The organism is Microbacterium sp. ISL-103, from assembly GCF_018613995.1.
Classification (GTDB): Bacteria; Actinomycetota; Actinomycetes; order Actinomycetales; family Microbacteriaceae; genus Microbacterium.
Window position 1 is genome coordinate 1 of the sequence record NZ_JAGGPD010000139.1, and the last position, 17,677, is coordinate 17,677.

The window sequence follows — 17,677 nt, forward strand, 5'->3', positions numbered from 1 at the left end:
GCCGGCCAGAGGCGGGGGGTGACTCCAGTGTCGTTTCGAGACTGGAGTCACCCGCCGGCGTGGCTTCGGACTCGAGCGATGTCGAGCTGAAGGTCATGCTCAGCCCTTCGAGGGGTCCTTGAGACCGATGATCGTCAGGTCCGTCAGGTTGGTGCTCGGGTAGTAGCCGGCGATGTTCTCACCGGGCAGGAAGATGCCCTTGCTGAACACGAGCGGCGCGATGGGCGAGACGCCCATGATCTGCTCGTCGAGGTCGCCCCACGCGTTCTTCGCCTCATCGACGTCGGTCATCGCGGTGATCTCGTCGATGCGGTCGTTGATGGCCGGGTCGTCGATCTGGGCGAGGTTCGAGTTACCCTTCTCGAAGATGTTCCGACCGTCGAACAGCGGCGGGATGATCGTGCTGGCGCTCGAGGCCCAGTCCGGGCACCATCCGGTGATCGCGGCGTCGTGCTGCTGCGACGGGGTGCCGATCGTCTCGTAGTAGATCGAGGTGTCGATGACGTTGAGGTTCACCGTGATGCCGAGCGGCTCGAGAGCCTGCTGGATCGCCTCGGCCTGCCCCTGCATGAGCGGCTGCGAGCGGATGTCGAGGGTGAACTCGAATCCGTCCGAGAGACCGGCCTCGTCGAGCAGCTCCTGAGCCTTCTCAGTGTCGCCCTTGTCGCCCTCGGTCTCCCACAGGTTGAAGTCCTTGAAGCTCGAGACCACCGGCGGGATGATCGTGTACGCCGGGTCGGCGAGCTGCGTGCCGCCCGAGGCGTTGACGAGCGCCGAGCGGTCGATCGCCCAGTTGATCGCGTTCCGCACGTTCACGTCGTCGAACGGAGCCTTGGTCGTGTTCATCGACATGTAGGTCGTGCAGAAGGCGTCGGCGGTGATCGCGCGGTCCTTCAGCTGCGGGGTCTGCAGACGAGGCAGGGTGGCCGCGCTCACGGTGCCCGCGATCGCGCTCTGATCGTCGCTCTGACCGGCGATCATGCGCTCGTCGATCGTGGCGGGATCGATGCCGATCTCGAACTCCCAGTTGTCGGGGTAGGCCTTGCGCACGTCATCCGTCGCGTCGTCCCAGTACTCGTTGCGCTCGAGCACGATCGAGCTGCCCGGGGTGTACTCGGCGAGCGTGTACGGGCCCGAGGCGATGACGTCCTTGATGAACTCGTCGCCGGCGCCGGTGCCCTCGGGGAACGGCACGGCGTTGGGCTGCGCGAGCACGTTGTCGAACTCGGGGAACGGCTTCTTCAGGTGGAAGACGATCGTCTTGTCGTCGGGCGTCTCGATCGTGGGCAGGTCGCCCGTGACGTACGGTCCCTGGTAGCCCTCAGGTGCGTCGATGACCTGACGCAGATAGGGCGAGCCGATGCCGACCTGGGGGTCCCACGAGCGCGAGATGCCGAACTTCATCGCCTCGGACGTGATGGGGGTGCCGTCGTCGAAGAAGATGTCGTCCTTGAGCGTGTACGTCCAGGTCAGGCCGTCTTCCGACGCCTCGCCGAGCGACTCGGCGAGGTCGGGGACGATCTTGTTGGGGTCATCCGCGTCGCCGGCCGCCTGCATGGTGAGGCCGCGGTAGATGAGGCGGTAGAACGCGTTGACGCCGCCGTCGAATCCACGGGCGGGGTCGAGGTACGAGAAGTCGGCGTTCTGGAGCATGTGCACCGTGCCGCCCTTCTCGGGGGTGCCACCCGTGCCGGGCTGGGAGGCGTCGGATGCGCCTCAGCCGGCAGAGCAGCCGGTGATGAGCAGAGCGGATGCGGCGGCCGCGGCGATGAACCCGGGGAGCCTCTGAGATGCGGTCACGAGACCAGAACTTTCTGTCGTTAGCGCCATTGCGAATGGTTTCCATAGAACCCCATGACAGTGCAATGTACAACTGTACTGGTGAATCTTTTCTACTCCAGGATGTGCGCGATGCCCGATCTCGTAACACGATCGTCACTCGCGGGGCGCGCTCTCACCCTCGCCCGCCGAGCGGGGTGAGCGTCGCCGTACGAGACGAAAAGTCCCGGTCCGGCGCGCTTCCAGACCCTCAGCGCACCAGCGAGGGCCGCTTGCTGTCGAACTGCCAGTCGGGCACGAGGTACTGCATCCCGACGGCGTCGTCTCGGGCGCCGAGCCCGTGCTCGACGTAGAGCTCATGCGCCTCGGCGAGCCGCGCGCGGTCGATCGTCACCCCGAGCCCCGGGCGGTCGGGCACCCGCACCGCCCCGTCGCGGATCTGGGGCGCATCGACCGTCAGCTGCTGGCCGTCCTGCCAGATCCAGTGCGTGTCGAGTGCGGTGATCTCGCCCGGCGCCGCTGCTCCGACCTGGGTGAACATCGCCAGCGAGATGTCGAAGTGGTTGTTCGAGTGCGAGCCCCAGGTCAGGTCGAAGTCGTTGCACAGCTGCGCCACCCGCACCGAACCCGCCATGGTCCAGAAGTGCGGATCCGCGAGCGGGATGTCGACGGCATCCGAGCGGATCGCGTGCGCCATCTCGCGCCAGTCGGTCGCGATCATGTTCGTCGCCGTCCGCAGGCCGGTGCGCCGCCGGAACTCCGCCATGACCTCTCGACCCGAGAACCGGCCTTCTGCACCGCAGGGGTCTTCGGCGTAGGCGAGCACATCGCCGAGGCGTCGGCCGATGCGCACCGCGTCGTCGAGCAGCCAGGCCCCGTTGGGGTCGAGCGTGATGCGCGCGTCGGGGAAGCGCCGGGCGAGCGCGGTGACGACGTCGGCCTCGACCTCGCCGTCGAGAACACCGCCTTTGAGCTTGAAGTCCGAGAACCCATAGCGCTCCTGCGCGGCTTCGGCGAGACGCACGACGCCCTCGGCCGTCATCGCCTCTTCGCGCCGCACGCTCTGCCAGGTGTCGCCGCTCTCGCGCAGATAGGGAAGGTCGGTCCGGTCGGCGTCGCCGATGAAGAACAGGTACCCCAGCATCGGCACGCTGTCGCGCTGCTGGCCGTCGCCGAGAAGCTCGGCGACCGGGACTCCGAGGTGCTGGGCGTGCAGATCGAGCAGCGCCGATTCGATGCCGGTGACGGCGTGCACGGTCGTGCGCAGATCGAATGTCTGCAGCCCCCGACCACCCGCGTCGCGATCGGCGAAGCGCGTCGCGACCGAGCGCAGCAGCGAACGGTATCGGCCAACCGGCTGGCCCACGAGCGGGTCGCCGGCTTCGGCGATCGTCCGGCGGATCGATTCACCACCGGGAACCTCACCGAGGCCCTCGCGTCCGTCAGAGTCGGTCGCGATGACGATGTTGCGTGTGAAGAACGGTCCGTGCGCTCCCGAGAGGTTCAGCAGCATCGAGTCATGACCCGCGACCGGAACGACCTCGATCCTCTCGATGGTCGGGACAGCGGTCATGCCGACACCTCGCGCCGCCCGTCGACGAGACGCGGCAGGTGCCAGGGGTTGGCATCGCGCAGCGACTCGGGCAGCAGCTCGTCGGGGATGTTCTGATAGGCCACCGGGCGCAGGAAGCGCTCGATCGCGAGGGTTCCGACGCTCGTGGTGCGCGAGTCGCTCGTCGCGGGGAAAGGTCCGCCGTGCACCATCGCGTGCCCGACCTCGACCCCGGTGGGCCACCCGCCCGCGAGGATGCGCCCGACCCTGCGCTCGAGCACCGGCAGCAGAGCGGCCGCGAGCTCGTGATCGTCTGCGCTCAGCTGCAGCGTGGCGGTCAGCTGACCCTCCAGCTGCGATGCCGCCTCGATCAGTTCGGTCACGTCGCCGTAGCGCACGACCAACGAGGCCGCACCGAAGATCTCTTCGCTCAGCACCTCGTTCGCATCGAACTCCGGCAGATCGGCGGCGTGGATCACCGGCGCCGGAGCGTGCGGGCCCTCGCCGTCGGTGCCCCGCGCGAGCACCTCGGCGTGGGCATCTCTCGTTGCGACGCCGTCGCGCCAGGCGGCGGCGATGCTCGGCGAGAGCATGGTCTGCCCTGTGGCCGCGCGCAGGGAATCCGAGACGGCCCGCAGGAACGCCTCTCCCTCGGGGCCGCGAGGGACGAACACGATGCCGGGCTGCGTGCACAGCTGCCCGCTCGACCCCGTCGCACTCTGCACGTACCCCGCGGCGAGCGCGTCGACGTCACCCCGCAGCGCCCCCGGAAGGATGAAGACCGGGTTGACCGAGCTCATCTCGGCGTACACGGGAATCGGCACCGGCCGCGCCTGTGCCGTGCGCACGAGCGCGAGGCCGCCCTCGCGCGAGCCGGTGAAGCCGACCGCATGGATGTCGGGATCGGCGACGAGCGCCTGGCCGACGCTGCGTCCGGGACCGAAGATGTGCGAGAACACCCCGGGGTGCAGGCCATGGGTGTCGATGGCGCGCGCGATCGCCGACGCGACGAGCTCGCTCGTGCCGGGGTGCGAGCTGTGCGCCTTGAACACGACCGGGCATCCGGCGGCCAGAGCGGATGCGGTGTCTCCCCCGGCCGTCGAGAACGCGAGCGGGAAGTTCGACGCCCCGAACACGGCCACCGGTCCGAGGGCGATCTTGCGCTGGCGGATGTCGACTCGCGGCAGAGGTGTGCGGTCCGGCCGCGCCGGATCGATCCGCACGCCGCGGTGCTCACCCGCGCGGACGACCTCGGCGAACAGCCGCAGCTGCCCAGTGGTCCGTGCCCGCTCGCCGAGAAGGCGCGCCTCGGGCAGCCCCGTCTCCTGCATCGCCCGCGCAATCAGCGTGTCGCCGATCGCCTCGATCTCGTCGGCGATCGACTCGAGGAACGCCGCGGGAGCCTCGGGGGCGAGGCTCGAGAACGAGGGGAAGGCCTCTGCCGCGGCGGTCGTCGCCGCACGGAGCTGCTCCACATCGATCTGCGAGTACGGCGGGTCGAGCCTCTCATCGGTGGCGGGCGCGATGGCGTGCAGCGCTGCGCCGGTGCCGGGCACGGAACGGCCGGCGATCGAAGAATGCCCGGTGAGGACGGCAGTGGTCATGTCTCACTCCTTGATACGACGGGGAACGGCGAGAGGATCAGGCGGGAACCGAGGCGAGCAGTCCGGCGCGCTCGAGCAGCTGCGCCAGGTCGGCGTCATCCTGCGCCGACAGGTCGTGCAGCGGTGGGCGGACGGGCCCCACGCCGTGCCCGGTCAGGCGCAGCCCCGCCTTGACGATCGAGACGCCGAACCCGCGTCCGCGGTTGCGGATCCCGATGTAGGGCAGCACGAAGCGCCCCAGCTTCTCGGTCACCGCGACGCGATCCTGAGCGCGCACATCGCGGTAGAACTCGAGCGCGAACTCGGGGACGAAGTTGAACATCGCGGACGAGTAGGTGCTCATGCCCATCTGCAGCAGCGGCAGCGCGTAGGTCTCGGCGGTGGGCAGACCGCCCAGGTAGAACAGTCGCTCGCCGTTTCGCACGTAGACCGATGCCAGGTGCTCGATGTCGCCCGTCGCGTCCTTGAAGCCGACGACGTTCTCGTGCCGTTCGGCGAGGATCGCCATCGTCTCGGCCGAGTAGATGGCGTTGCCGCGGTTGTAGACGATGATCGCGAGGCGCGTCGACGCGGCGATCGCCGAGACGTGCTCGACGAGCCCCGGCTGGTCGCACTCGGTGAGATACGGCGGCAGCACGAGGATCCCCTCGGCTCCTGCCTCCTCAGCCGCTCGGGCGTTCGCGATCGCGTGCCGGGTCCAGCCGCCGGCCGATGCGAGCACCGGCACCTCGGGCCGCGACGACTGCACTGCGGCACGGACGACCGCCGCCGACTCCGCAGCATCGAGGCTGAATCCCTCGCCGGTGCCGCCGGCTGCGAAGAGACCGGCGACGTCGAACCCCGCCTGCCACTCGACGTGCTCGCGGTAGCGCTTCTCGTCGAATTCGAGGTCCGGCGTGAAGGCCGTCGCGGGGAACGAGAGAAGACCTTCGCGAAGGTGGTCGGCCAGCTCGGTGGGCGTGAATCGTGCCACGGTGCACTCCTGGGGTGTCGCGCCGGTGTCCGGCTCGGATCTGAACAATCGTCACGCTATGCGTGAAACGATGCGCCTACAAACCAAATGGTGGATGGATCAATGCACCGTCTGCATCAGACTGCCGACATCTCCGGCACCGGCGTCGGCAGGGGCTCGCCGGCGAGGTAAGCCCGGAGGTTCGCCAGAGTGAGGTCTCGCATGTCGCGCCTGGTCTCGTGCGTGCCGCTGCCGACGTGCGGCAGCAGCGTGACGTCATCGCGGATCAGACGCTCGGGCACATGCGGCTCGTGAGCGAACACGTCGAGACCCGCTCCCGCGATCTCGCCGCCCTCGAGAGCGGCGATCAGCGCATCCTCATCGACGACCGAGCCGCGTGCGATGTTCACCAGGAACCCGTCCTGACCCAGGGCGCGGATCACCTGGGCGTCGACCAGGCCCTCGGTGGCGGCTCCGCCGGGAACCGCGACGACGAGCACATCCGATCGGCGTGCGAGTTCGACGGCGGATGCCACATGCTCCCACGGCACATCGTCGACCGGACGCCGGGTCGTGTACAGGATCGTCGCATCGAACGCGGCGGCGCGACGGGCGATCGCCTGCCCGATGCGGCCGAGACCGAGCACGCCGACCGTGCTGCCCGAGAACCGACGCGTCAGCGGAAAGCCTGCGGACTCCCACCGCCCCTCGCGCAGGAACCTCTCGGAGGCCCCGAACCGACGGAACACGTCGAGCATGAGCCCGAGCGCGGTGTCGGCGACGCAGTCGGTGAGCACGTCGGGCGTGTGGGTCACCTGGATGCCGCGGGCGACCGCCTGGGCGACGTCGGTCGTGTCGTACCCCACCCCGAAGTTCGTCACGATCTCGAGGTTCGGAAGCGCCGCCATGAGCGCCGACGGAACACCGTTTCGGCCACTCGTGACGACGGCCCGCACCTTCGCCGCATCCGCCGGATCGAGGGTCGCGACGTCGTCGGGAAGACGCATCACGGAGTACTCGTCCTGCAGCGTCTTCTCGAGCGAGCCGAGCAGCGGGCCCGCTTGAGCGACCGAGCCGGGGGCGAGCGGAGAGGTGGTGTCAGCGAAGTTCGTCATGGCGCGAGACTATGACCCGCCAACGATGCAGTTCCATAAGCGAAGTTGCATGGATTGATGCGCCTGCGGCATCTATGGGGGGAGAACGGCGGAATCTCGCGGATCGCAGCACGACCGCCGGATGCCGCGGGGCGTCAGGGCTCGGCACGGACCGCCGATGCGGCGGCCGCACCTGTTGACGCTCGGGAGACGGTCTGCGACATTCACAACGGGCCGACAGCCAACGAGGGCCGCGGCCGTCCCCTACCTGGAGGAACCGATGAAGCTTTCTTCCCCCCGACGCAGAGGCACCCGGGCAGCCGCGGTCACTGCCGGAATCGCATCGATCGCACTGCTCGCTTCGTGCTCCGTCGCCAACTCGGAGTCGGAAGGCGGCGGCGAGGGCGGCACGGATGACACCCTCCGCGTCGTGCTCACTCAGGAGCCCCCGACGCTCGAGGCGTGCGACGCCAACCTCACCTCGACCGGCGTGGTCGTGCGCAGCACCGTGACCGAGCCCCTGGTCGAGCGCAACCCCTCGACGGGCGAGCTCGAACCCCTGCTCGCCACCGAGTGGGAGCAGACCGGCGACACCGAGTGGACGTTCACCGTCCGCGACGACGTCACCTTCCAGGACGGCACGCCCTTCGACGCGGAAGCCGCCGCCTACTCCATCGATCGCGCCGTGAACGGCGACCTCGGCTGCAACGTCGAGGGCTACATCTTCGGCGACGACGACCTCGAGGTCGCGGCCACCGACGCCACGACCCTCACGGTCACCACCCCGAGCCCCGACCCGATCCTGCCACTGAAGCTCTCGTTCATCGAGATCGTCTCGCCCGAGACCTCGAACACCGAGTTCGTGCGCGAGCCGATCGGCACGGGCCCCTACGCGATCGGCGAATGGCAGGCCGGCACGAACCTGACGCTCGAGCGCAACGACGACTACTGGGGCGACGCGCCGCAGTTCGCCGAGGTCGAGTACCAGTGGCGCTCCGAGGGCACCGTGCGCGCCGCGATGATCACCAGCGGCGAAGCCGACATCGCTCTCGGCCTCAGCGCCGAAGACGGCATCGGCGACCTGGGCGTGAGCTACCCGAACAACGAGACCATCGCCCTGCGCTTCTCGGGCGAGACGGCTCCGCTCGACGACATCCGCATCCGTCAGGCGATCAACTACGCGATCGACCGCGAGGGCATCGTGTCGTCGCTCTACCCCGACGGCGACAAGGTCGCCGCGCAGCTGATCCCCGAGGGCATCGTCGGGTTCAACGCCGACCTCGAGCCGTGGGAGTATGACCCCGAGAAGGCGAAGGAGCTGGTCGACGAGGCTGCGGCCGACGGCGTCCCGGTCGACACGAAGATCCTCATGCCGGTGCGCACCGCGCAGTTCCCGAAGGTCAGCGAGCTCGGCGAGGTCCTGCGCGAGCAGCTCGCCGCGGCCGGTCTCAACGTCGAGCTGCGCATGGTCGACACCACTCAGCACCTGCAGTACCAGCTGAGCCCGTTCGTGACGAACGAGGGTCCGATCGCGATGCTGATCCAGCACGGCAACCAGGCGGGTGACGCGCAGTTCACGGTCGAGCAGTACATGCTCACCGGTGGTGCGCAGGCCGAGTTCGGCGACCCAGGCCTCGACGATCTGATCGGCGAGGCACGCACCCTCACCGAAGACGATCGCCAGTCCGCCTACGAAGACGTCTTCGCCTTCGAGCGGGAGAACGTCGTCGCACTCGCCCCGATCGCCCACCAGACCGTCATGCTCGGCCTCGCCGACCGCGTGACGTACGAGCCCAACTCGTCGACCGGTGACGAGCTGCGCATCAAGGAGGTCTCGCTCGCGGGCTGACCGCGAGCGAGAGTGAGAGGCGGGCGACCATGTGGACCTACCTGAGAAAACGAATCCTGCAGAGCGCATTGCCGCTGATCGCAGTCGTCCTGGGTGTCTTCGTGCTCGCCCGTCTCACCGGCGATCCGTCGCAGCTGTATCTGCCGCTGAACGCGACCGATCAGATGCGCGAGGACTTCGCCATCCGCAACGGCTTCGACCAGCCGCTGTGGAAGCAGATGGGCGACTACTTCCTCGGCGTCCTGCAGCTCGACTTCGGTCAGTCGCTGCGCACCGGAGAACCCGCGGCCGAGATGGCGCTGCGCGCCTTCCCCGCCACCCTCCAGCTCGCCGCGGTGACGATGGTCCTCGCGATCGTCATCGCCGTGGTGCTCGGCAGCTGGGCGTCGCTGAAGCCCAACGGCATCGCCGACCGCATCGTGAGCTTCTTCTCGATGACGGCGGCGAGCGTGCCCGACTTCTGGGTGGCGATCCTCGGCATCTGGATCTTCGCGATCACCCTGGGCTGGCTGCCGACCTCCGGCACCTCGGGCGCTCTCGTCTGGATCCTGCCGGTCGCGACGCTCATGCTGCGACCGGTCGGAGTGCTCGCCCAGGTCGTCCGCGGATCCATGGTGACGGTTCTCGGCCAGCCCTACATCCAGGTCGCCCGCAGTCGCGGCGCCGGCCAGATGCACATCGTCTCGAAGCACGCGCTGCGCAACGCCGCAGCGCCCGCCCTCACCGTGGCCGGTGATCTGACCGTCGGCCTCATCAACGGCGCCGTGGTCGTCGAGTCGATCTTCGGCTGGCCCGGCATCGGCAAGCCCATGATCGACTCGATCCTGCAGCGCGACTTCGCGGTGCTGCAGGCCGCGGTGCTGATCACCGCGCTGGCGATCTTCGCCCTCAACATCATCATCGACCTCGGTTACGCGCTGCTGGATCCTCGCGTGCGGCCGACCTCCGGGTCCCGTGCGCGCCGTCGTGGCCCCGGGGCGCTCTCCGACACGAAGGCAGAGGTGCTGACGAATGTCTGACGACAACGCATCCACCGTCACCGTCCTCACCCAGAAGGCGCGTGCGACCCGTTCATCGGGCCGCGCCACCCTCTGGCAGCTGCTGTGGAAGGACAAGGTCGCCGCAGTCGCGGCCATCATCCTCTCGTTCATCGTGCTCACCGCGATCGTCGGTCCTCCGCTGTTCGGCGACATCGCCCAGCGTCAGGATCTCGGCGCACGCAACATGCCGCCGTTCAGTTTCCAGCTCGGCTGGGAGTACGTGCTCGGCAGCGACTCGCTGGGCCGCAGCCTGCTCGCTCGCATCATCACCGCGGCGGGCACGACCCTCGGCGTCGCCGCAGCGGCCGTGGTCGTCTCTGCGATCGTCGGATCGATCTGGGGCATGTGGGCCGGATTCCACCGCGGATGGCGCGAGTCGGTGTCGATGCGCATCGCCGACGTCATCATGAGCTTCCCCTCGCTGCTGCTCGCCGTGGTGATCCTCTACGTGTTCAACCCGAGCGCCGCGAACATCGTGCTCGTGCTCGCGATCACCCGCATCCCTCTCTACCTGCGTACTGCGCGAGCGGATGCGGCAGAGCTGCGCTCGCGGATGTTCGTCGACGCCGCGACGAACTTCGGAGCCACGAACCGCGCCATCGTCTTCCGGCACATCGTCCCGAACGTCCTGCCGACGCTCGTCACGCTGGCGACGCTGGAGTTCTGCTACGTGATGCTGGCCGAGTCGTCGCTGAGCTTCCTCGGCATCGGCATCCAGCCCCCGGCGCCGTCGTGGGGAGGGGTGCTCGCGAGCGATCTGGGCTACCTCACCCAGCGCCCGTACGCCCCGATCTTCACGACCGTGCTGATCATGCTCTCGGTCTGGGCGTTCAACCTGCTCGCCGACGTGATCCGCGACGTCGCCGGAGAGTCGGGCCGCACGCTGCTCACCGAGAGGGATGCCGCGCGCACCCGACGCATCCGCCGTGCCCACGACCGCAGGAACCCGCCGGCGTCCGACTCGCAGGATGCCCTCGTCGGAAGGAGCTCGTCATGACCATCGAGACCGCAGACATCGAGACCGCAGACATCGAGACCGCACGCGAGGACCAGAGCGTCCTGCGACTGGACGATGTGCGCATCGCGCACCGGCACACGGGCGAAGAGCTCGTCCGAGGCGTGAGTCTCGACCTCCGCCCCGGGCGAGTGGTCGGGATCGTCGGCGAATCCGGCAGCGGCAAGACCCTGACGTGCCGGGCGATCCTCGGCATCCTGCCCCGGCTGTTCCACATCTCGGGCGGGCGCGTCGAGCTGTTCGGCCGCGACATCGCCGGATTCACCGCCCGCGACTGGGAGCAGCTGCGTGGCGTCAGCATCACCGCCGTGTTCCAAGACCCCGGGTCGTACCTCAACCCCTCGCTGCGGGTCGGCCCGCAGATCGCCGAGGCGCTGCGCGTGCGGGGCGGACTGAAGCGCCGCGAGGCGAAGCGCCGCACGATCGCGCTGTTCGACGACGTGCGTCTGCGCGACCCCGAGCTGATCTACCGCAGCTATCCGCATGAGCTGTCCGGCGGCATGCTGCAACGCGTGCTCATCGCCTCCGCCATCTCGCTCGAGCCCCGCATCCTGATCGCCGACGAGGTGACGACCGCACTCGACGTCACCGTGCAGGCCGAGATCCTCGACCTGCTGGTCGACCTCAAGGAGACGCACGGGCTCGCGCTCATCGTGGTGTCGCACGACCTCGCGGTCATCGGGCAGACCTGCGACGACGTGCTCGTGCTGCGCCAGGGCGAGGTCGTCGAGCAGGGGCCGGCTGAGCGCGTCCTCTTCGCACCCGAGCACGAGTACACCCGGCTGCTGATCGACGAGCACGACACCTACGGCCTCGACCGGTTTCGGGTCGCGGAGGTGACCCATGTCTGATCGGACCCCCGCCATCCGCATCGACGGCCTGCGGGTGTCGTACGGCAGCGGTCGGCATCGCAGGCAGATCATCCACGACGCGTCGTTCGACGTCGGCGTCGGCGAATCGGTGGGCATCATCGGCGAGACCGGGTCAGGCAAGTCGACGATCGCCAGGGCCGTCGTCGGGCTCGTTCCCGCTCAGGCAGGCACCGTGCACATCGGCGATGAGGAGGTCACCTCGTTCGGCGCGCGTCAGTGGCGCGACTTCCGCCGCCGAGGTGCGATCCAGTACGTGTTCCAGGATCCGCTGAGGGCCCTCGACCCCGACCTCACGATCGGCGACTCGCTCGCCGAGCCGCTGCGCCTGCAGCGGCGGCTGTCGAAGGAGCAGATCCGCGATCGTATCGACTTCCGGCTCGAGCAGGTGCGACTCGATCAGGATCTGCTCGAGCGCTTCCCCGGCGAGCTCTCCGGCGGCCAGCGTCAGCGTGTGCTGTTGGCCAGGGCGCTCGCCACCGAACCGCGTGTGCTGATCCTCGACGAGCCGGTCAGCGCGTTGGATGCCGCGAACAGGGTGTCGATCCTCGAGATCCTGGGTGATCTGCGCGCAGCGGGGACGTCGCTCGTGTTCATCTCGCACGACCTCGGATCCGTCGCCGGCGTCACCGACCGCGTGGGGGTGCTGTACCGCGGTGAGGTGGTCGAGGTCGACCGCACGGCCGACGTCGTGAACTCCCCGCAGCACCCCTACACGCAGCTGCTGGTCGGGTCTGCCCCGAGTCTGCACTCCGGCGCGATCGACCGCGAAGAGCGGGCTCGACTGCGCCGGGTGCTCGACGCCAGCTGACCGCATCCCCTCACTCGACCATCGACCTGAAGAGAGAAGAACATGGCAGACAGGAAGCTCAAGCTCGGACTCGTGCTCACCGGATCCGGCGGGCCGGGCACCCACAATCTGTGGCTGGACCCCGAGATCCCGGCGAACGCGAGCGTCGACATCGACTGGTATATCGAGCACGCGAAGAAGGCCGAGGAGTCGAAGTTCGACCTGGTGTTCATCGTCGACAGCCAGTACATCACCCCGGACTCGCCGCCCCACTACCTGAGCCGGCTCGAGCCGCTCACGCTGCTGTCGGCCCTCGCCACCCACACCAAGCGGGTGGGTCTGGTCGGCACTCTGACCACGTCGTACAACGCGCCGTTCAACGTGGCGAGGCGCTTCGCGTCGCTCGACCACATCAGCCATGGTCGTGCGGGCTGGAACGTCGTCACGAGCGGCGATGCCGGCACGGCGGGCAACTACGGACTCGACGAGCACTACGATTACGACACCCGATACGGCCGGGCGAGCGAGCACGTCAAGCTCGTGCAGGCGCTGTGGGACTCGTACGAGCCCGACGCGCTGCCGCGGGACCGGGCCACCGCGCAGTTCCTCGACCCGTCGAAGCTGCACGAGCTGAACCATCGCGGCGAGCACTTCTCTGTCGCGGGGCCGTTGAACATCGAGCGTCCGCCGCAGGGCGCGCCCGTGATCTTCCAGGCCGGTGATTCCGATCAGGGGCGCGATCTCGGCGCCGAGGTGGGGGAGGGCATCTTCACCCACGCCGCGACACTCGCCGGCGCCCGGGCGTTCTATGACGACATCAAGGGCCGGGCGGTGTCGAAGTACGGCCGTCGTCCTGAAGACCTGGTGATCCTGCCGGGCGTGGGCGTCGTGATCGGCGACACCGACGCCGAGGCGGGAGAGCTCGAGCAGCACTACCGGTCGAGCGATCATTCGTTCGCACAGGCGCTGGGCGAGTTCGGCCGCTCATTCGGGTGGCACGACTTCCGTCAGTACGACCTCGACGCGCCGTTCCCGCAGGAAGCGCTGAGGTACGCGCAGAACAGCTTCCGCACGCAGGCCGAGCGCATCGCCGGCCACGCCGCCGAGTCGAAGCTGACGCTCCGTGAGACCGTGCAGCTGAGCCTGCGTCGTGATCGGGGCCCGTTCGTCGGCACGGCCGAGACGGTGGCCGATCGGCTGCAGGAGTGGTTCGAGGCGTACGGCGTCGACGGCTACAACATCCACGCCGGTCACCCGGCCCAGCTCACCCGGTTCATCGACGAGGTGGTGCCGATCCTGCAGCACCGCGGCGTCTTCCGCACCGAGTACGAGAGCGACACCCTGCGCGGCAACCTCGGGCTGCAGACGCCTGAGAACCGCTATGCGGTGGAGCGGGCGGAGGCGGTCTCGGTCTGATCGGGCAGGGTCTGATCGGTCTGGGGCCGATCGGGCTCGGTCAGACTCGCTCTGTCGCCTTCACGGGCAGCAGCAGCAGGAATCCTGCGATCAGCACGATCACGATGCCCAGGATCCCGTAGGCCGTCGACCCCGACAGCACGATCAGGAGCGTCCATGCGCCGGATGCCATCCAGCTCGCCGCACGCCCGGTCGTGGCGTAGAGGCCGAAGATCTCGCCCTCGCGCCCGGCCGGGGTGATGCGGGCGAGGAACGACCGCGATGCCGCCTGGGCGGGACCGACGAACGCGCAGAGCAGCAGGCCGCCGATCCAGAAGACGATCGTGCCCGCATCCACCAGGAGGAAGACCGCGAGGCCCGCGATCACCATGGCGGCGAGCGAGACGAGGATGATCCGCTTCGGGCCGAACCGGTCGTCGTAGCGTCCGGCGATGATCGTCGAGACGCCGGCGATGAGGTTCGCGGCGATGCCGAAGATCACCAGGTCGAGGAAGGCGAAGTCGAACACCTGGCCGGCGATGATCGCGCCGAACGCGAAGACGCCGCCGAGGCCGTCGCGGAACACCGCGCTCGACAGCAGGAACCAGAACGTCTGGCGGGTGTCGGGGTTTCGATAGAGGCCCACGACGTCGCGCACGAGCAGGCCGTACGAGGCGAAGAATCCGACCCTGCGCTCGGGGCGGCCGAGCGACGGCTCGGGCACATTGAGGAAGATCGGGATCGAGAAGACGATCGCCCAGATCGCGCAGCCGACGGCGATGATGCGGAACGGAAGTCCGCCGTCTTCCGGCAGGCCGAACCAGTCGAGCATGTAGAAGATGACGACGAGGACGAGCGCGATGATGCCGCCGATGTAGCCGAAGCCCCAGCCCAGGCCCGAGATGCGTCCGACGGTCTTGGGGTTCGCGATGCCGATGAGCATGGCGTTCGAGTTCACGGCGGCGATCTCGCCGAACACGGATCCTGCCGAGATCAGTGCGACACCGAGCCAGAACAGTGCGGGCGTCGGTTCGACGAACCACAGGCCCAGCATGCAGGCGACGAGCGCGCCGGTGCCGATTCCGAGCCAGAGCTTCTGGCGGCCCGCGGCATCCGCGCGCTGACCGAGCACCGGTGCGATCAGGAGGATCGCGATGCCGGCGATCGTCGACCCGAGGCCGAGCCCCGAGGCGAGGTCGGCCTCGGCGGCTTCGCGGATCGGATCCTTCGCGTCGAGCCCCGCGATCGATGCAGGCAGGAACGCCTCGGTCGTGAGGTACAGGGCCGTGAAGATGAAGGTGAGGATGACGGTGTTGAACGGCTGCGTCGCCCAGTCCCACAATGCCCACGAGTAGACCTGCTTCTTGGGGGCGGGTGTGTCGCCGCGCAGGTCGAGGCCGATCACGCCGACCGCGCCGCTGTTGGCCGTGGCGGCGGGCTCGGGCACCGCGCCGCTCTGCGGGGATTCGCTCATGCTCGCAGTCTGGCGGCGCACGGTGAACGGACGGTGACGGCGCGCCGGACCGGTCCCCCTGCTCGGCCGGTCGGAGAGCAGCGCTCACGCATACGACGCGGCGAGCATCTCGGCGAACAGCTCTTCGGCGTCCCGTTCGACGCGGCGGCGGGTGAACCAGTCGCAGATGTTGACGCAGTCGCGGTGCAGCAGGTCGAGGCCCTGCGGGTTCGCGATGATGTCGACGATCTGCGGCAGATCGATCACCCGCACCCGGCCGTCGTGCACGAGCAGGTTGTACGCCGAGAGGTCGCCGTGGGCGAAGCCGGCCGCGGCGAAGATGCGCATCAGGTCGACGACCTGGTCGTACAGGTCCGCCAGCTCGGCGCGATCGCTGCGCACCGCAGCCAGGCGGGGAGCGGCGACGCCGTTCACATCGCCGACGAACTCCATGAGCAGCTCGGTGCCATTGACCTGCACGGGGTAGGGCACGGGCGCTCCGAGTTCCCACATGCGGCACAGCGCGTCGAACTCGGCGAACGACCACTGCAGGGCGGCGACGGCCCGGCCGTGCTCGGACTTCTTGGCGAGAGCCCTGGTGTCGCGGGTGTTCCTGGTGCTGCGGCCCTCGGTGTAGACGCCCGAGCGGTGGAAGCTGCTGTGGTCGGAGTCGCGGTAGCGCTTGGCGGCGAGCAGTGTGCGCTGCGCGGGGTCGTCGGGCACGGCGCGTTCGAGCAGGAACACGTCGGCCTCCTTGCCGGTCTTGAGGATGCCGAGTTCGGTGTCGAGCGCGCCGGCGCTCGTCACGACCCACGACGGCCACGGCAGGGGGCCGCGCTCCGAGGGGGTGATCGCCGGCCACGTGGTCCAGCGCTGGTTCTCGCCGGGTTCGACATCGGCGAACGTGGGGACGGATTCGAAGGGAGAGGCGTCGAAGGGCGAGGCAGTCGACGAACGGGGGAAGAGACGGGAAGAGGATGCTTCGGAAGAAGCGAAGAGATCAGACACGGTGTGGCTCCGAGAGAGGGAGGCCACCGCGGATCAGAAGCGGGCGGCCTCGAGAGGAAGGATGTCGGCGAGGGGCGCGACGAAGACGGTGTTCATGTCTCTCACTCCTCTCGCTCAGGCCTTCCGGGAGAACCCCGGTGCGTCGTCGAGCCTAGGGGGCGCGGACGGACGCTGTAAAGACCCGTGCAGTGATCCGCCGCCCCGGTCCGGTCCGGTCCGGTCCGGACGAATGGTCGGATGCCGAGGACGCCGCGTCGGGCGCGGGGACGCCGGGGCTGGGAGTGTGGAAGCATGACGACGACCGCACCCGTGCCCGTGACGACAGCCCGCACCGAGGGCATCCGCTATGGCGGGCTCATCGTGCTGATGCTGATGGGCTTCCTGCTCGTCACGGCCGAGTTCCTGCCCAACGGCGTGCTCACCGAGATGGCCGATGCGCTCGGCGTGACCCCGGGTCAGGCAGGGCAGACAGTCACCGTCACCGCCCTCGTCGGTCTGATCGTCGCGCCCACAGTCGGGCTGATCTTCCCCCGCCTCGACCGCCGTTCGCTGCTGATCTGGATGGCGCTCGCCGCGGCCGTGTCGAACCTCGTCGTCGCGATCGCGCCCAACCTGATCATCGTGCTGCTCGCGCGTTTCCTGCTGGGGGCGGCGATCAGCGCGTTCTGGGCGATGTCGATCACCGTCGCCGTGCGTCTGGCAGGCCCCGAGCACCTCGGGCGGGGAGTCATGTTCACCTCCGCCGGGGTCTCCCTCGCCACGGTCGCGGGCGTGCCGCTCGGCGTGATGCTGAGTGAAATCGTCGACTGGCAGACGGTGTTCGCGATCGCCGGAGTGCTCATGGTTCTGCTGGCGGTGGCGCTGCGGTTCCTGCTGCCGTCGGTGCCGGCCGAGCAGGCTTCGAGCATCCGCCTTCTCGTCGACACCCTGCGTCGCCCCGGGATCGCGCTGGGCATGGTCGGACACGTGCTCGTCGTGCTCGGTCACTTCCTCGCCTACACCTATGTGCGGCTCGCGCTCGAGCGCATCCCCGAGGTCGAACCGTCGACGATCATCCTGCTGCTCGCACTGTTCGGCGTCGGCGGTCTTGCCGGAAACCTCGGGCTGGGATTCTTCATCGACCGCACGTTCGCGTTCTTCGCCGTGTTCGCCCCGCTCGTGATCGCGGTGGCGGTGCTGTCGATGATCTTCCTCTCGGGGTCCGTCCTCGGGCTCGGCATCGTCGGTCTGGCGTGGGGCTTCTTCTTCCCGTCGTGGCTGCCTGTGATCAACACCTG

Annotated in this window: 15 protein-coding genes; 8 read left to right on the forward strand and 7 right to left on the reverse strand. The window is 68.7% G+C overall.

Translation table 11 applies throughout. The features are described from left to right. Positions 1 to 99: 99 nt before the first annotated feature. Positions 100 to 1,653, reverse strand: coding sequence for an ABC transporter substrate-binding protein (locus tag J7E68_RS05965; RefSeq protein ID WP_251048696.1), 1,554 nt, complete (start codon positions 1,651 to 1,653; stop codon positions 100 to 102). A 7-nt stretch (positions 1,654 to 1,660) separates the two neighbouring features. Between J7E68_RS05965 and J7E68_RS20125 the strand changes: the two genes are divergently transcribed. After that, on the forward strand, positions 1,661 to 1,789 hold the full coding sequence (locus tag J7E68_RS20125) for a hypothetical protein (protein ID WP_285224881.1): 129 nt from the start codon (positions 1,661 to 1,663) through the stop codon (positions 1,787 to 1,789). A gap of 240 nt (positions 1,790 to 2,029) precedes the next feature. Here J7E68_RS20125 and J7E68_RS05970 read toward each other — a convergent pair whose 3' ends face one another. From J7E68_RS05970 to J7E68_RS05985, 4 genes are all read right to left on the reverse strand, one after another. Beyond that, positions 2,030 to 3,352, reverse strand: coding sequence for an enolase C-terminal domain-like protein (locus tag J7E68_RS05970; RefSeq protein WP_215170769.1), 1,323 nt, complete (start codon positions 3,350 to 3,352; stop codon positions 2,030 to 2,032). Beyond that, positions 3,349 to 4,935: an aldehyde dehydrogenase (NADP(+)) gene (locus J7E68_RS05975; protein WP_215170770.1), complete on the reverse strand. Its 1,587-nt coding sequence runs from the start codon at positions 4,933 to 4,935 to the stop codon at positions 3,349 to 3,351. Before J7E68_RS05975 ends, J7E68_RS05970 begins: the two co-directional genes overlap by 4 nt. A 37-nt stretch (positions 4,936 to 4,972) precedes the next feature. Continuing rightward, entirely contained in the window at positions 4,973 to 5,908 is a 936-nt protein-coding gene (locus J7E68_RS05980; protein WP_215170771.1) for a 5-dehydro-4-deoxyglucarate dehydratase, read from the reverse strand. 116 nt (positions 5,909 to 6,024) lie between these two features. Further along, positions 6,025 to 7,002 carry a 2-hydroxyacid dehydrogenase gene (locus J7E68_RS05985; RefSeq protein WP_215170776.1) on the reverse strand — a complete coding sequence of 326 codons (978 nt, stop codon included), beginning with the start codon at positions 7,000 to 7,002 and terminating at the stop codon, positions 6,025 to 6,027. A gap of 259 nt (positions 7,003 to 7,261) precedes the next feature. Between J7E68_RS05985 and J7E68_RS05990 the strand changes: the two genes are divergently transcribed. From J7E68_RS05990 to J7E68_RS06015, 6 genes are read left to right on the forward strand one after another with little or no spacing between them, the layout of a single operon-like run. After that, complete coding sequence (locus tag J7E68_RS05990; RefSeq protein ID WP_215170791.1) at positions 7,262 to 8,830, forward strand: ABC transporter substrate-binding protein; 1,569 nt, start codon at positions 7,262 to 7,264, stop codon at positions 8,828 to 8,830. 29 nt (positions 8,831 to 8,859) lie between these two features. Continuing rightward, the gene (locus tag J7E68_RS05995) at positions 8,860 to 9,849 is read left to right on the forward strand and encodes an ABC transporter permease (RefSeq protein WP_215170793.1); all 990 of its coding nucleotides are present in this window, start codon (positions 8,860 to 8,862) and stop codon (positions 9,847 to 9,849) included. Then, on the forward strand, positions 9,842 to 10,867 hold the full coding sequence (locus J7E68_RS06000) for an ABC transporter permease (protein WP_215170795.1): 1,026 nt from the start codon (positions 9,842 to 9,844) through the stop codon (positions 10,865 to 10,867). Before J7E68_RS05995 ends, J7E68_RS06000 begins: the two co-directional genes overlap by 8 nt. Then, positions 10,864 to 11,736, forward strand: coding sequence for an ABC transporter ATP-binding protein (locus tag J7E68_RS06005; protein ID WP_215170797.1), 873 nt, complete (start codon positions 10,864 to 10,866; stop codon positions 11,734 to 11,736). The genes J7E68_RS06000 and J7E68_RS06005 overlap by 4 nt, the downstream gene beginning before the upstream one ends. Then, positions 11,729 to 12,565 carry an ABC transporter ATP-binding protein gene (locus tag J7E68_RS06010; RefSeq protein ID WP_215170799.1) on the forward strand — a complete coding sequence of 279 codons (837 nt, stop codon included), beginning with the start codon at positions 11,729 to 11,731 and terminating at the stop codon, positions 12,563 to 12,565. Before J7E68_RS06005 ends, J7E68_RS06010 begins: the two co-directional genes overlap by 8 nt. Before the next feature lie 42 nt (positions 12,566 to 12,607). Continuing rightward, positions 12,608 to 13,960, forward strand: a complete 1,353-nt coding sequence (locus J7E68_RS06015; protein WP_215170801.1) for an LLM class flavin-dependent oxidoreductase — start codon at positions 12,608 to 12,610, stop codon at positions 13,958 to 13,960. A 40-nt stretch (positions 13,961 to 14,000) separates the two neighbouring features. Here the strand turns inward: J7E68_RS06015 and J7E68_RS06020 are convergent, their stop codons facing one another. Further along, positions 14,001 to 15,413: an MFS transporter gene (locus J7E68_RS06020; RefSeq protein ID WP_215170802.1), complete on the reverse strand. Its 1,413-nt coding sequence runs from the start codon at positions 15,411 to 15,413 to the stop codon at positions 14,001 to 14,003. 84 nt (positions 15,414 to 15,497) lie between these two features. Continuing rightward, a complete protein-coding gene (locus tag J7E68_RS06025; RefSeq protein WP_215170803.1) occupies positions 15,498 to 16,400 on the reverse strand; it encodes a serine protein kinase RIO in 903 nt (300 codons plus the stop codon). Between the two features lie 291 nt (positions 16,401 to 16,691). Here J7E68_RS06025 and J7E68_RS06030 point away from each other — a divergent pair. Then, a partial coding sequence (locus tag J7E68_RS06030; protein ID WP_215170804.1) for an MFS transporter occupies positions 16,692 to 17,677 on the forward strand: 986 nt, incomplete at its 3' end.